Consider the following 14,401-nt stretch of genomic DNA (forward strand, 5'->3'; position numbering starts at 1 on the left):
TCAAGTTTTAAAAAGAAACATTAAATCCTACGGTCACCGACTTGGTGATAGGCTGTGCATAAATATTACCATACGTTTCCGGATCGAAATATCCTTTGTATCCGTTGCTGAATACAAACAGGTTACGCCCTTCAACACTCAGTCTCAAACTTGTGATCCCCATCGGATTTGTAAATTCTTTAGGAAGTGTATACCCTAAACGGATGCTGCTGATTCTGATATAGCTGATTTCTTTTGCCCATACATCCAGTAAGCTGTAGGCATTGGAACGGTTTCCTGTAAACCATTTATTGGCCATCCATCCGTCCGGGTTAGCTTCCATATCAGGACTTGTAATTCCCGGAAGCGAACCTCCAGCTTCATAAATATCTCTTGTGTAGTTTCTTCCTCTGTCTAACTCCATACCTCGGTAAGAAGGCGTTCTCATTACTGTCTGCTTCAGGTTGAATGTTGCAGAGATGGTAAGGTCAAAATTACTTACTTTAAAGGTGTTGATAATCCCTCCGGTAAATTTCGGATCTCTGTCTCCTACATAAGTAAACAGGCTTCTCAGCTCAGCATTTGAAAGTTTGGTATCAACAAGCTGCCCTGGCAGGAAATCTGCATACACATCATATAACTTAAAGAATTCTGCTGCTGAAATTTTCTGATCTCCTTTCCAGAATAATGGGTTTCCCTGTTCATCCATTCCTGCAGTTTTCAAAGCAAAGACAGCATTTACCGGAAGTCCTTCTCTTGATGGAAGCAATGCATTATCACGCGGCTGCTCACTCAATACTCTGCTCTTGTTGTGTGCAAAGTTAATGGTAGTCGTCCATTTGAAATTATCATGATTGATATTTCTGGTAGATATCGCCAGTTCAAACCCTTTGTTGGTCAGGCTTCCCCAGTTCATCATCGTATATTCGAATCCTGTTTCCAAAGGAGTTTCTTTCATACTGATCATATCCGTACCTTTTCTGCTGTAGACATCAGCGGTAAGGCTTACACGGTTATTAAACAATCCCAAATCAAGACCTAAGTTGGTATTGGTTGTTTTTTCCCATCTCAGTTTATCGTTCGGAGGGCTGAGAACATTGATAATGGATTCTTTTCCTCCAGGAAGAATGGTGGCATCATTATATTCACCGATAAAGAATGGTGAGGTGTTTCTGTCGATATTTCCCTGAAGACCGTAAGATGCTCTCAATCTAAGGTTAGATACAGCAGAAATATTTTTCATAAAGTCTTCCTTCGTTACCAGCCATGACCCTGAAACGGCCCATATCGGAAGGTATTTATACTTTTTGTTAACTCCAAACAGGTTAGTACCGTCATATCTCACACTTCCAAAGAATGTATATTTCTGATCATACGTATAAGAAGCTGTAGCAAACATAGATGCATAGGCATTCTCGATAGGAGCTGCTTCACGGTAGGTTTCATATCTTTTATCAGCTGCAAAACTTGAATTCGGGAAAACGATTGCTGTGGCTCTTCTTGTCACAGGATCGTATCCGAAAGCCCTCGTGATGGTTGTGTTATCTTCTGTTTTACGGATTTCTGTTCCTGCCATCAAATCAATTTCATGCTTATTGATCTTCGTGCTATATGCCGCCTGTAATTTCCAGTTGTACTGGAAGAAATCATTATCCCAGTTTTGTTTTACCGCACCAGCCGGCAGAAAGTAATTGTATTTACCGTCTTTGTAGTAACGGGTATTTTCTTTCATTTTTCTGGTAAAATAGGTATTCTCCGCTGCAAATTTCTCTGTTTTATTAGCATCATACTGAAGTCCCAACTGAGAAGTAAATCTTAAACTTTTTGAAGCTTTATATTCTAAATCTAAAATTGCTTTCAAAGAGTTATTTTTCAGTGAATAGTTGGTATTTTCTCTTTCTTCAAGGAAGTTGAAAGGAATATAACGATCTTCAAAACCATCCATATCTCTATCATAATTGTAGCTTCCATCCGCATTGAAAGGCTTCATGTAAGGATTGGCATTTCTTGAATAATTCACGGGGTTGATTGAAGCATCAGCATCTGTTACAAAAGATGTACGTTCGCTCTGCGTTCCGAAAATAGAGATTCCTGCATTTAACTTATCGCTTAGTTTATAATTGTTTTTTAAAGTAAGGTTATAACGCTTAAAACCTGTACCGATAGTTGTTCCTTCTTCATCATAATATCCCAGGGAGAAATAGTAATCTGCGCGGTCACTTCCTCCTGAAACACTTAATCCGTATTGTTTGTTGATGGCATTTCTGTATAACAGTTTGCCCCAGTCTGTATTGTTATTTCTTAAACCGTTAATTTGTTGGCGTGTGAATGAGTTCAAAGCATCAAACCCTCCGTTTCTGAAAGCATCAAGCTGGTTATTCTGCGTCAGAATTCTCATTACTTCTCCTTTATCGGCACGGTACGTAAGATCTGCACGCTTGGCAAGCATCAGTTCCAGATCTACTTTTTCGGAAGCATTTAAAAGATTCAGCTTATCAAAATCAGGACGAGAGGTAACGAAAGTGTCTGCTGAGAAGTTCAGTTTCAGACTTCCTTTCTTTCCTTTTTTGGTGGTGATAGAGATAACTCCGTTGGCTGCTCTTGCTCCATAAATAGCTGTTGCCGCTGCATCTTTAAGGATGGTAATATCTTCAATATCGTTAGGGTTTAAGCCTGCGATAGAGAAGTTCTGGAGCTGATCAATATTGTCTTTATCCGTAAAATTCGGAACATCATTTCCTTCTAACGGAAGACCGTCAATGACCCATAGCGGATCCTGGGGACCGGAAAGGGAAGCTGTCCCTCTGATTCTGATCTTCGCCGGACTTCCCGGAGCTCCCGTTTCAGGAGTTACTGCCACACCGGCAATCTGCCCTGCCAGCATCTGGTCTACACTGGCAACACCAGCCTGGCTGATGTTGTCCATTTTCACGGTAGAAACCGCTGAGGTCTGCTTACGCTTTTCAATTTTCTGATACCCTGTGATAATAACTTCCTGGATTTTATTTTTATCCGAAATCTCAGAAGTCAGTCTGATGGTATAGTTGGTCTGTCCTTCATTCAGCTGAATGACTCTGGACTCATAACCCGGATAACTTACCAATACCGTTTTTGTATCAGCAGGGATTTCCAATATAAATTTTCCGTCCTTATCTGTCACCGTACCTACTGATACACTTTCGATAATTCCTTCCAACTCTGTTTTTGTAGAGACCGATTGGGTCTCGATTTTTATAGATGCACCGGTGATAACCTGAGACGTATTTCCGTCTTCTATTTTCCCGGTGATGGTTTTCTTTTGCTGGGCCATTGCTATATTAGCAGCCAAAAGAGGTAAAAGTATTAGAGTTTTTTTCATTGCCGTTTATTTGTTTAAAGCCTCTTGTATACGAATGATTAAATCTGTGTAATGTGCTCTGGAAGCATCATCACCTCTGTACCTTGTTCTGTTCAGTAAATCCAGAACTTTCTGAAGTTCTGCTCTCTTGTAAGTTGTCACTTCAGATACTCTTTTCATGGATGAATAATTGATGTTCCTCAAACCATGATCATCTTCATGAAAATTACAGATGGTAGGCATATTCAAAGTATCATCTACTTTCAATCCTTTCACTGCTGTTTTTTCAAATAATTTGTTCACAGAGACAATCAAAGCATCCACATAATTTTTCTGAGTCATTTTCTCAAGCATCGTAAGGCTTCCTTTTTTACTGAAAATGGCAGTTCTAACCTGATCAAATAGATTTTCAACCGTATAGATTTCTTCTTTAGAGCCAGACACCTGATGTTTCAGCTCATTTTCAAGTAACCTCAACAATCGGTCATCCATAAACAAAGAATAGATATTTGCATACTGCATTCCTCTTGCCATGGTATATGGTGTCTGCTCGAATGGTCCCATTGGTGAATCCTTAACCGGATACGTTTTTTCTGTAATCGGATTAAAGAATAACCATTCCGGAAGGTTGATGGCATTTTTAACAAGATAATCAACTGCTCTTCTCTGAATTTCTGCAGGAACAGCTTCATAGGCTTTCTTCTTGTTACCAAAAACAGTATTGTTCAGGTAAATTCCTCCTACATTTGCCATCACATGACCTGTATACAAATCCCACTGCCCGATCACGCCCAGATACAGTTTCCCGGCATCTGTATATTCTTTACCATCTTCATACGTCCATTTCAGGAGGTTGTTAATTACCACTTTCAGGTTTTTGATTCCGTACTCGCTGGCTTTCATCGCATCATCACCTAAATCTTCAGACTGCGAACGCGGATCAATGGTTTCCAGGTAGCTCTGCTGCTCTCCATAGAAGTACATCGGGTCATCTGCATGTTTTTCAATTAAGTTTTTCAGCGCTTTTTTCTCTACGAATTCATCCGGATACCAACGGTACCCCCACTCGATGGCATATTTATCGTAAATACCGATTTTTGGAGTGATTGCTGTAACTCCATCTTCCGGCTGAGCTACATAATTGTAACGGGCATAATCCATAATGGAAGGTGCCGTACCACCCATTTTGTCTGTAAATTCTTTGGAACGAAGCGACTCTACCGGGAATGCAAAGGATGCTCCCATATTGTGCTTCAGTCCGAAAGTGTGCCCTACCTCATGGGATGAAACAAAACGGATCGCTTCTCCCATATGTTCATCACTGAATTTATTTCCTCTTGCTTTAGGATCAATAGGTCCGGTTTGAATTCTCATCCAGTCGTGAAGAGAAGTCATTACATTATGCCACCAGATGATATCTGCTTCGATAATTTCCCCACTTCTCGGGTCTACTACTGATGGCCCCATTGCATTTGACTTTGGCGACGCGGCGTAAGTAATTACAGAATATCTTACATCATCAATATCAAAATCTTCATCTTTCTCATCCGGCATTTTCGCAATCACTGCATTTTTGAATCCTGCCTGCTCAAACGCCGCCTGCCAGTCATGTACTCCGGCGATAATCTTTTCACGCCATTGTTTCGGTGTTGCCGGATCGATATAATAAACAATCGGTTTCTTAGGCTCTACCAGCTCACCTTTTAAATATTTTTCTTTGTCCTCGTCCTTCGGTTCAAGATTCCATTTGGTAATAAAGAATTTCTCATCCATTTTTTGCTGATTGTCATTAAACGACCAGTGTTTTTCGGAGAAAAATCCAACTCTTGAATCAGCTACTCTTGGTTTCATCGGTATTTTAGAAAGCAGAACCAGATTGGTTGTAACGCCTAAAGTTACCGGAAGATCTACCCCGCCTTCATTGACAGAAGTGGACAATTGGGACTTCACCACAAGGTTCTTGGGAAATGTTTTCACTCCTTCTATATAAGAAAGACTTGACTTCACAGATCCTCCCAATCCTACATTGGCCAGCACATCATTAAAACTTTTCTGATTTCCGTCAAAAACTTTGTTCACTTTAATGGCTACAGCCGTAGAGTCGTTGTTTTGTGCTTCAATATCAAAGACTTCAATCACAGATTCTGAAAAGTTATCTTTCACAGATTTTGTAATGGCGTCATTTTTAGGGGATGACACTTTAGGAACCACCGTTTTTACCCATACTTTTTTAGCTACAGGATCACGGTAAAAAGAGATGACCTTATTCTCATAGTTCATTCCTTTGTTTAAACCTGCCTCATTGACCTGCATGGGTACCTGAGAAAGCTTGTTGACCACCAAAAACTGACGCCCCATCAAACTGTCAGGTATTTCAAAATAAATATCCGTCTTTACCTGAATGGTATTAAAGAGTCCTTTTTTATAGGTTCCCTTTTTGATCAGGTCTTCAATTTTTTTTGTTTTCTTTGAGGAAGAGGCCTCTGTCTTATCTGTTTTTTCTTTGTTAACCTTTACCGTATCTTTATCTTTTTTCTGTGCTATTGCCATTGGTGAGGCCATAGCAAGACCGAGATACAGTGCAAGTCTGTAATTCTTCATTAAAATAGTCCGATTCATTCCAAATAGTAAATATCTTAGTTTCAGCCAGCAAAGCTATAGGTATCATGAATCATATATATAATATTAGGGAGTGAATGGTGCTAATTCGGGAGTGAATGGATTTTTATTTTACTTCATTAAAGGCAAAAAACATACGAAATATTCACTATCTACAGAAATATGAAGAAGATTATTCTTAAAATATCCATAAACCTGATTCAAATATTCAATTCCGAATTTCTCTCCCTGTACCGTTTCCGTCTTAGGCTGCAAGGTATTCTTTACCGTGATCCCGTCCTCATCAACGATAATGATAATTTCCAAAGGCTGATCCATCGTTGCAATATTATGTTTGGTCGCATTTTCCGTGACTATCTGAAGGGATAAATACGGAATTCTTTTTTCAAGACTTTCAGGAGCATTAATAATCAATTCAAACTTCAGTTCTTCATCAAACCTGCTTTTCAGAAGTTCCATATAGTGCTGTATAAATTTAATTTCCTGCGAAACCGGAACAATATTATCTTTTGGAGGTACTATAAGATACCTGTAAATCCTGGAAAGATTCATGGTAAACTTCTGTGCATTTTCTTTATTAATCCCGATCAGCATATAAAGGGAATTCAATGAGTTGAAAAGAAAATGGGGATTGATATTATTTTTAAGCTGCTGAAGCTGATTGATCACTTCTGCTTTGTGCATCTTTTCGTTTTCTACCAACAATAAATTCTTCTCAGACTGTATTTTTTCTTTTTCCTGATAAGCCAGGCTAGTTGCTCTCTGAAACAATATGAATACCGTTACAATGAGAAACAACGCTGCCAGAAAAATATAAACAGTATAGGTTTTTATCTTGCTGATATTTTCGTCAATAATAAAATTTACATGGTTCACTACCGTGTATCCATCAAAATTATCAGTCTTCAATGGTTTTATAAAGCGTGTTACCTCCACTCCCAGATATTCTGAAACGGCTGTTCCTTTAGTATATCCTGCTTCAGTTTTGCTGGTCAGTGTATCATTAGCTTTAATATCTGTAAAGTCAAAAATATTCTTTCCGATATACTTCTTCTCAGGATGGGTAATACAGATTCCTTCTTTGGTAAAGACATAAGCGTAGGTATTGGAACTTTTATCGACATTAATAAAATATTGATGAAGATCATCCAGGCTTACGGTAGAGCCATAGTACAATTTGTTTTTATCAGGTAGTATCAAAGAATCGTAACTAATCCAATACATGCTGTCCTTTTTGGTAAGCAAAAGGTCTTTAAAATGTCCCGGTCCGTTATTCTTTATCACAATAGAATTTTCTTTACGATCTGTCTTCCTGAAAATACCGGATAAAGGATTATTACTATCTGTTTTTCCTGAAGTGGTGTTTTCATAATAATACCAGCTATAGGGCAGCAGATTTCTTTTTTTATTTAAATCATTTAAAACCGAAGAATAATCCTTGTAATTCTTCAGTCCGTCTTTCTGAATCAGAGCACGAAGCAAATACTGATAATCCTCAATATTCCTGAACTCATGTTCTATCGATTCATACTTTCGGAAGAATGTTTTCTTTGCAAAATCATCGGTATTCTTACGGCTGTCTTCTGTAATCAGTAGACTCAAAACAGCAAATGCTGCCACTGCGATCAGGCAGGCAGATAAAGCAGTAATATAAATGGATTTTTTGGATAAGGCGTGCTTAAAATTAATAATCAAATTCTCTAAATTATGGATTCCTCTACGTATAAATTATTCGTTTGCAAAGATATAACAAAGATTTCAGGACCATAAAGTGAATTAAATTTAGATTTCATATTTTAAAGTAAAAAACAAAAATCCAGATAAGCTGAAGTCTTAAAGTTCGTTAATATCGTCATTGATACCACCAATTCAGCATGCTATATTTTTAAAATTAATTATCTTCGCCTACAAATCTTATTTGAAAATGAAGAAGATCATCTCCGGGTTATCTATTTTTTGTGCCATCGCGATCTCTGCTCAGGAAGCCATACAGTTTCAGGAGCTGCCATTCAAAGATATTATTGCAAAAGCCAAGAAGGAAAAGAAATTGGTTTTTATTGATGCCTATGCTTCCTGGTGTGGCCCATGCAAAATGATGGAAAAAAATGTATTCACACAGAAAGCAGTAAGTGACTACTACAACACCAACTTCATTAATGCAAGATTTGACATGGAGAAGGGAGAAGGCAGAGATATCGCTTCAAAATTCGGAGTACGTTCCTATCCTACTTATCTTTTCCTGAACGGTGAAGGAGAACTTGTTTCCAGAAATACCGGTTATATGGAAGAAAGTCTGTTTGTGGCAATGGCACAGGACATTAATTCACCCGGAAATAAAAAAGGCTCTCTTAAAGACCGTTTTGCCGGCGGTGAAAAAGACCCGGAATTCCTGATCAACATTATGAAGCTTAACGCTAACTCAGATTATGAATTTGCCAAAAAAGCTTCCGAAAGATATTTCCAGAATAAAAAGAAAACTGAAGAGCTTACAAAGGATGAAATCGGATTTCTTCTTTACTTCGTAAAATCATCGGAAGATACCAACTATCCTGTTTTTGCATCCAGAAAAGCAGAGATTATTAAATTCCTTCCTGAAGAAACGTACAATGAATTTGATGCCCAGCTGAAACTGGGAAAAATAGTAGAACAGTCTATTGATGATAAAAATAAAAAAATCAATGATGACTACTTCATGAAAGCTGCCGAACCATTGGTAGGGAAAGAAGCTGCTGTTAAAAAGCTGAATCAGACTAAACTCAGCTATTATGAACAGAACAGTAATTTTTCTGAATATGAGAAAGCGGCTTTAGATTATTATAAAAATTCTGATGCTTTTGATCCGAATGAACTCCTGAGAGCAGCATGGATATTTGCAGATCATGTGAAAACTCCTTCTTCATTAAAGAAAGCTACAGAATGGGCAGAAAAATCTGTTATGAGAAGCGAGACTTCGGAAAACACTTATATTCTTGCCAAACTTTATCACCTTACGGGAAATAAAGAGATGGCAAAAAACTATGCTGAAATGTCTAAAAATTTAGCAGTTCAGGGCAATAAGGATTCTCAACTGGCAGATGAACTATTAAAGCAGATAAAATAAACATTATAAACCGGATGAAATATAAATTATTAGCAGCAGGCATTTTAGCTTTCCTGTCAGCAACTACTTTGAGCGCTCAGGAACAAGGGGGACAGGATAAAAGTTTATACATAAAAGGTAATGCTTTATTTGCTCCAATAGGGATTTTAAACCTTGGAATAGAAAAACAAATCAGTCCAAAATATACCCTTCAGGGAGATGTTTTCATTTCGCCGTGGAAATCTTTCGGAGGGCATAAACTACAGTTTTACTCTATTTCTGCAGAAGGAAGATATTACTTTACTGAGGCTTTCAAACATTGGTATGTAGGTGCTAACGTATCCGTAGCTGCTTACAATGCCGCAAAATGGAGTTATTGGAATGACAGCACTTTTGAAAACTGGAATGGAGAAATCCTTAAAAACTCCAACCTGTACCAGAAAGGATTTTCTGTGATGCTGGGTGTTACAGCAGGATATCAATTTCAATTATCTGAGCGTTGGAATCTGGACATTTATGGAACAATCGGAACATCACAAGGATTTTATAAAGGCTATGACAAATCTACAGGAAAACGTTATGATTCTGCAGAAAAGTTTAACAAAAGTGGTGAAATCATCCCATACAGAGGAGGTGTCATGATTTCTTATAAATTAAAATAATACAATGAAACCATTCGGAAGAAATCATATTATCATTTCAGTTATCACTTTTGTGATACTTTTTTTAATGAACTATATCGGGAATGATTTACCTGATAAATTACAGAGAGCCTTAATGACAGCTTTTGCAGGAGTTGTTGGACTGACTGTGGGACTGTTTATATTAAATAAGGGCAGAAATGATAAAAATCCGCCCCAAAATTTTGATTAATTAATCTTCGTACACCACATATCTGGTTCTGATCTTTTCGAAACTTTCCAGATCTTTTTTCCACGAAGCCTTAATTTCCGGGATTGATTTTCCTGCGATAATCTGTTTTCTCAATTCATCAGTTCCGGATAATGTATCAAACCAAAGATTTTTCAGGAAGAAATCCTGCTGTGGATTTTTATAGTTTTGATAGGCTTTGATTACCCATTCAAGATTCAATTCTCTTAAATCTTTAGGATAACCGGAAAGGTTTTCACCATAACACAGCTTCCCGTTCAGGAAAGGGTCTTTAGCACCATAACTTGGTTTGGGCGTAAACTGATAAGGCAGATTTTCCGTCCATGGAGAACCATAAATCTGGAAAGGAAGATCTGTTCCTCTTCCTACAGAAACTTGTGTACCTTCAAAGAAGCAAAGGCTTGGATATAAATTAATTGCTTTATCATTGGGTAAATTAGGAGAAGGTTTATCAAGCATCGGATAACGCTGCTTTTTATGATAATTCTTCATCGGAACAAGCGTATATTTAGCCTGAACTTGATTCTTCAGCCATTTCTCTCCGTTCACCATTTTTCCATACTCTCCTATTGTCAGCCCATATACTACGGGAACTTCGTGAAGTCCAACAAAACTTGACCATTTTTTTCTCAGGACAGGTCCGTCAGTGTATCCGTCATGTGGATTGGGACGATCCAAAACCATGATCTCCACATTATTCTCAGCTCCGGCTTCCATCAGATAAGACAAAGTGGAAATATAGGTGTAAAACCTTACTCCTACATCCTGAATATCAAAAACAACGATGTCAATTCCTGAAAGTTGCTCCGGCTTTGGCTTTTTATTATTTCCATATAGTGAAACAATGGGAATTCCGGTCTTTACATCTACTCCGTTTTTCACTTTTGCCCCTGCATCAGCATCACCTCTGAAGCCATGTTCAGGTGCGAAAATAGATTTGATTTTAATTCCGTTTTTTACAAGAAAATCAACCAGATGGGTTTTATCACTCATTAAACCTGTCTGATTGGTCACCACCCCGATCGTTTTATTTTTTAACAGTGGCAGGTAAATTTCAGGCTGATCGGCACCCGTTTTAAAATCCGGTTGAATTTGAGTCTGAGAATAATATTGATTGAATACTCCTAAAAAAATTAGGCAAATCAGAAGTAAATTTTTAATTTTGAAATCTAAATTCATAAGCTTGAAATTTCCTTTATATTTCTCTAGAAAAATAGCATTTTCCAAAGATAACAAAAATAACCTTTCAAGGGTTATCATCTTCATTGGCAGGCTTTCCGTAGCATTGGGAATTATCGTTTCCCTCATTACCGTAGCCACTGGTTTTGGTTCAAAAAAAGCTATTAAAGAAAGGCTGGCTGATTTCAGCGGACATATTACCGTAAGGTCTACACGATCCAATTCTTCATACAATACTTCTGTACTGGACAATCAGGGACTCAATATTGCCAAGATAAAAGAACTTCCCGATGTGGAAAGTACCCAAAAATATGTAACGGTTACCGGAATTATGCGTAATGAGCACAATTTCGCAGGCATTATATTTAAGGGAATCGGTAAGGATTTTGACAGTCTAAGATTTAAAAAATTCCTTATAGCCGGAACAACTCCGAAGGTAACAGAAAAAGGATTCAATAGTGATGTTGCGATTTCACAGAAAGTGGCCAATGATCTTCATCTTAAAGTAAATGACAGCATTGTTACTGTATTTTTAAAAGCAGATCAAAAACCGCTTTACCGTAAATTCAGAGTTATCGGAATTTACAGAACTGACATTAAACTAATTGACGAACAATTTGTTATCGGAGGAATCAATCATGCAAGAAAGATTCAGGATATGAAACCAGATGAAATTGGCGGAATCGATATTTTCCTGAAGAACGTGAATGATATCGACAAAGATTTTCCTGACATCGAAAAACTGATCGGATATAAAAACTATGCTGAAAAAGCGACAGAAAAATTCCCGCAGATCACTGACTGGATCAGTATTTTTGATACCAATATTGCTTTAATCATTATCATCATGCTGATTGTAGTGGTGATCAATATCATTATGGTTCTTCTGATTCTTATTATCGAACGAACCAATTCTATTGGCCTTCTGAAAACATTAGGAGCAAGCAATTCACAGATAAGAGCTACTTTCATCAATTATACCCTGATTATTATGATCCCGGGGCTTTTGTACGGAAATGCTATCGGATTAGGACTGATTTTAATCCAGAAATTCTTTGGAATCATCAAACTTAATCCTGAAAATTACTACGTAAGTACTGTTCCGGTTGATCTTAACCCAATTGCCATTATTTCTATCTCAGTAGGAATTCTTATTATCTCAGGGCTGGCCTTGATTATTCCGAGCTACCTGATCAGTAAGATTTCTCCGGTGAAAGCGATTAAGTACAACTAACCTGATAATTGATAATTGATAATTGATAATTGATAATTGATAATTGAAAGTTATTGATTGTGTATCAGTTGATTTCAGTGTTATCCACAACTTATCCACACGTTATCCACAGCGCAGATAATTTTAAAAGCCTTATCTTTGTGCCGCTTATAAAACATTTATGAAATACGCAAAAAATATCCTTGAAACGATAGGTAACACACCGCTGGTAAAGCTTAACAAAGTATTAGGTGAAGATTTTCCGGCATTGGTATTAGCAAAAGTAGAGACTTTCAATCCCGGAAACTCAGTGAAGGACAGAATGGCTCTTAAAATGATAGAGGATGCCGAAAAAGACGGCAGATTAAAACCTGGAGGAACCATTATTGAAGGAACTTCCGGAAATACAGGAATGGGACTGGCTTTGGCAGCCATCATCAAAGGGTACAAATGTATCTTTGTAACCAATTCAAAACAGTCAAAAGAAAAATGTGATATTCTTCGTGCTGTAGGAGCCGAAGTAATTGTTTGCCCTACTGACGTAAAACCTACCGATCCACGTTCTTATTATTCAGTTTCCAAAAGACTGGCAAAAGAGACGGAAAACGGATGGTATGTCAACCAATATGATAACCTGTCCAACAGAGCCGCTCATTATGAATCCACGGCTCCGGAGATCTGGGAACAGACAGAAGGAAAACTGACTCATTTTGTGGTAGGAGCCGGAACAGGAGGTACAATCACCGGGTGCGGAACATTTTTCAAAGAAAAAAATCCGGACATCAAAGTAATCGGAGTGGATACTTATGGCTCTATTCTGAAAGAATTCCACGAAACAGGTGAGCTTCATTATGATCACGCTTACACTTATATCACAGAAGGAATCGGGGAAGATATCATTCCTGAAAACTATGATATGTCTGTAATTGATCATTTTGAAAAAGTAACGGATAAAGACGGTGCTATCTATGCCAGAAAACTGGCGAAAGAGGAAGGTATTTTCTGTGGATATTCTGCCGGAAGTGCTATTGCATCTTTAATCCAGATGAAAGATCAGTTTACAAAAGATGATGTAATTGTCGTTTTACTTCATGACCATGGTTCAAGATATGTAGGAAAAATCTACAATGACGAATGGATGAAGGAAATGGGCTGGTTGGAAGAGAACAAATAAGCTAACTTGTATATAATAAAAAACGGAGCAAAATTATTTTGCTCCGTTTTTGTTTTTATTAATCGATTTTAATTTTCTCTTTCAATGTATTCTTGAGAAAACTGTATTCTTTCTCATTCATTGATTTTCTGGGAAACATGTAACTGTATTTTCCTTCAACAGAAATAAATTCATGAGTGCTGTCAAAGTATTCAAAATCTTTCCATTCGCTGGTCTCTTTTTCGCCATCAATATTGACTGTGAAAAAGTTATTACCAAATCTTATTTCGTATACTTTACATCTTTCAAGCGTGCTCAGATAATGATTCACCTGTTTTTTCCATCTTGAAACTTTATTAACGCTGACTGATAAAAAAACAGCACAAAGCAAAAATATAAAACTCAGGAAGTATAAAACGCCTGCATTTTCTTTACTCATAAAGTCTTTTAATAGAAAAACGATGAAAACAATCACTGCAGCAGCTATGGTAACGATAGTTTTACTTTTTGTAGTAGGTGAAAAAAGCAGACTTCCCTGATTACCGCTAAAATAAATATCTTCAAAAATCTTCCTGTCCGGCTTTAGTGTAATCACCTTTTCTTCATTCATAATTATAGAGTTTACTTTAAAAAGCTACAAAACTAAACTAAATATCTTCATATTGATCGCTTATAGCAGAAAGTTTATTCATCAGTTCTCTGTTTCTGCGGTTCAGGGCATCCAGTTTTTTCAGCATATTATGAATCACTTCAAGGCCGGGCAGGTTAATTTCGAGATCATAATGCCAGTTGGCAAATTTTTCCAGATCGGGCAGATCTTCATACATCAGATAATGAATATTATTCTCAATCTGAATATTCAGCAGCCCATAGTCTACAAGATCATCAAAAAAAGTGATTTCTATATTATAGATTTTTACGAGTTCTTCCCGTGATATTCTTTCACTCATA

The 14,401-nt window shown here is 37.4% G+C and carries 11 protein-coding genes; 5 read left to right on the forward strand and 6 right to left on the reverse strand.

What is annotated here, in order from left to right; all coding sequences use genetic code 11:
- Positions 1 to 7 precede the first annotated feature (7 nt).
- The 3 genes from PZ898_RS08935 to PZ898_RS08945 all read right to left on the reverse strand — a co-directional run bounded on the left by PZ898_RS08935 (position 8) and on the right by PZ898_RS08945 (position 7,630).
- On the reverse strand, positions 8 to 3,337 hold the full coding sequence (locus tag PZ898_RS08935) for a SusC/RagA family TonB-linked outer membrane protein (protein ID WP_277695339.1): 3,330 nt from the start codon (positions 3,335 to 3,337) through the stop codon (positions 8 to 10).
- A 6-nt stretch (positions 3,338 to 3,343) separates the two neighbouring features.
- Positions 3,344 to 5,917, reverse strand: a complete 2,574-nt coding sequence (locus PZ898_RS08940) for a zinc-dependent metalloprotease (protein ID WP_277695340.1) — start codon at positions 5,915 to 5,917, stop codon at positions 3,344 to 3,346.
- A gap of 129 nt (positions 5,918 to 6,046) precedes the next feature.
- Positions 6,047 to 7,630: a histidine kinase gene (locus PZ898_RS08945; protein WP_277695341.1), complete on the reverse strand. Its 1,584-nt coding sequence runs from the start codon at positions 7,628 to 7,630 to the stop codon at positions 6,047 to 6,049.
- 229 nt (positions 7,631 to 7,859) lie between these two features.
- Here PZ898_RS08945 and PZ898_RS08950 point away from each other — a divergent pair, with 229 nt between their 5' ends.
- From PZ898_RS08950 to PZ898_RS08960, 3 genes are read left to right on the forward strand one after another with little or no spacing between them, the layout of a single operon-like run.
- On the forward strand, positions 7,860 to 9,035 hold the full coding sequence (locus PZ898_RS08950) for a thioredoxin fold domain-containing protein (RefSeq protein WP_062674328.1): 1,176 nt from the start codon (positions 7,860 to 7,862) through the stop codon (positions 9,033 to 9,035).
- Positions 9,036 to 9,049: 14 nt separating this feature from the next.
- Complete coding sequence (locus PZ898_RS08955; protein WP_277695342.1) at positions 9,050 to 9,676, forward strand: DUF3575 domain-containing protein; 627 nt, start codon at positions 9,050 to 9,052, stop codon at positions 9,674 to 9,676.
- Positions 9,677 to 9,680: 4 nt separating this feature from the next.
- Positions 9,681 to 9,887, forward strand: a complete 207-nt coding sequence (locus PZ898_RS08960) for a hypothetical protein (RefSeq protein WP_062674325.1) — start codon at positions 9,681 to 9,683, stop codon at positions 9,885 to 9,887.
- Here the strand turns inward: PZ898_RS08960 and PZ898_RS08965 are convergent, their stop codons facing one another.
- A complete protein-coding gene (locus PZ898_RS08965) occupies positions 9,888 to 11,084 on the reverse strand; it encodes a DUF1343 domain-containing protein (protein ID WP_277695343.1) in 1,197 nt (398 codons plus the stop codon).
- 4 nt (positions 11,085 to 11,088) lie between these two features.
- Here PZ898_RS08965 and PZ898_RS08970 point away from each other — a divergent pair, with 4 nt between their 5' ends.
- Positions 11,089 to 12,318 carry an FtsX-like permease family protein gene (locus tag PZ898_RS08970; RefSeq protein WP_062674322.1) on the forward strand — a complete coding sequence of 410 codons (1,230 nt, stop codon included), beginning with the start codon at positions 11,089 to 11,091 and terminating at the stop codon, positions 12,316 to 12,318.
- A gap of 160 nt (positions 12,319 to 12,478) precedes the next feature.
- Positions 12,479 to 13,471 (forward strand): pyridoxal-phosphate dependent enzyme, encoded by a 993-nt coding sequence (locus PZ898_RS08975; RefSeq protein ID WP_062674320.1) that lies wholly within the window; start codon positions 12,479 to 12,481, stop codon positions 13,469 to 13,471.
- A 58-nt stretch (positions 13,472 to 13,529) separates the two neighbouring features.
- Here the strand turns inward: PZ898_RS08975 and PZ898_RS08980 are convergent, their stop codons facing one another.
- On the reverse strand, positions 13,530 to 14,060 hold the full coding sequence (locus PZ898_RS08980; RefSeq protein WP_277695344.1) for a hypothetical protein: 531 nt from the start codon (positions 14,058 to 14,060) through the stop codon (positions 13,530 to 13,532).
- A gap of 37 nt (positions 14,061 to 14,097) precedes the next feature.
- The gene (locus tag PZ898_RS08985; protein ID WP_120231965.1) at positions 14,098 to 14,400 is read right to left on the reverse strand and encodes a chaperone modulator CbpM; all 303 of its coding nucleotides are present in this window, start codon (positions 14,398 to 14,400) and stop codon (positions 14,098 to 14,100) included.
- Between the last annotated feature and the right edge of the window lies 1 nt (position 14,401).

The sequence above is a fragment of the Chryseobacterium sp. WX genome, assembly GCF_029542485.1.
In the GTDB taxonomy this organism is placed as follows: domain Bacteria; phylum Bacteroidota; class Bacteroidia; order Flavobacteriales; family Weeksellaceae; genus Chryseobacterium; species Chryseobacterium cucumeris.

Excerpts from the sequence above, each read along its gene's own strand:
- PZ898_RS08935 (WP_277695339.1), bottom strand. The coding sequence starts at position 3,337 with ATGAAAAAAACTCTAATACTTTTACCTCTTTTGGCTGCTAATATAGCA.
- PZ898_RS08940 (WP_277695340.1), bottom strand. The coding sequence starts at position 5,917 with ATGAAGAATTACAGACTTGCACTGTATCTCGGTCTTGCTATGGCCTCA.
- PZ898_RS08950 (WP_062674328.1), top strand. The coding sequence starts at position 7,860 with ATGAAGAAGATCATCTCCGGGTTATCTATTTTTTGTGCCATCGCGATC.
- PZ898_RS08955 (WP_277695342.1), top strand. The coding sequence starts at position 9,050 with ATGAAATATAAATTATTAGCAGCAGGCATTTTAGCTTTCCTGTCAGCA.
- PZ898_RS08960 (WP_062674325.1), top strand. The coding sequence starts at position 9,681 with ATGAAACCATTCGGAAGAAATCATATTATCATTTCAGTTATCACTTTT.
- PZ898_RS08965 (WP_277695343.1), bottom strand. The coding sequence starts at position 11,084 with ATGAATTTAGATTTCAAAATTAAAAATTTACTTCTGATTTGCCTAATT.
- PZ898_RS08975 (WP_062674320.1), top strand. The coding sequence starts at position 12,479 with ATGAAATACGCAAAAAATATCCTTGAAACGATAGGTAACACACCGCTG.
- PZ898_RS08980 (WP_277695344.1), bottom strand. The coding sequence starts at position 14,060 with ATGAATGAAGAAAAGGTGATTACACTAAAGCCGGACAGGAAGATTTTT.
- PZ898_RS08985 (WP_120231965.1), bottom strand. The coding sequence starts at position 14,400 with ATGAGTGAAAGAATATCACGGGAAGAACTCGTAAAAATCTATAATATA.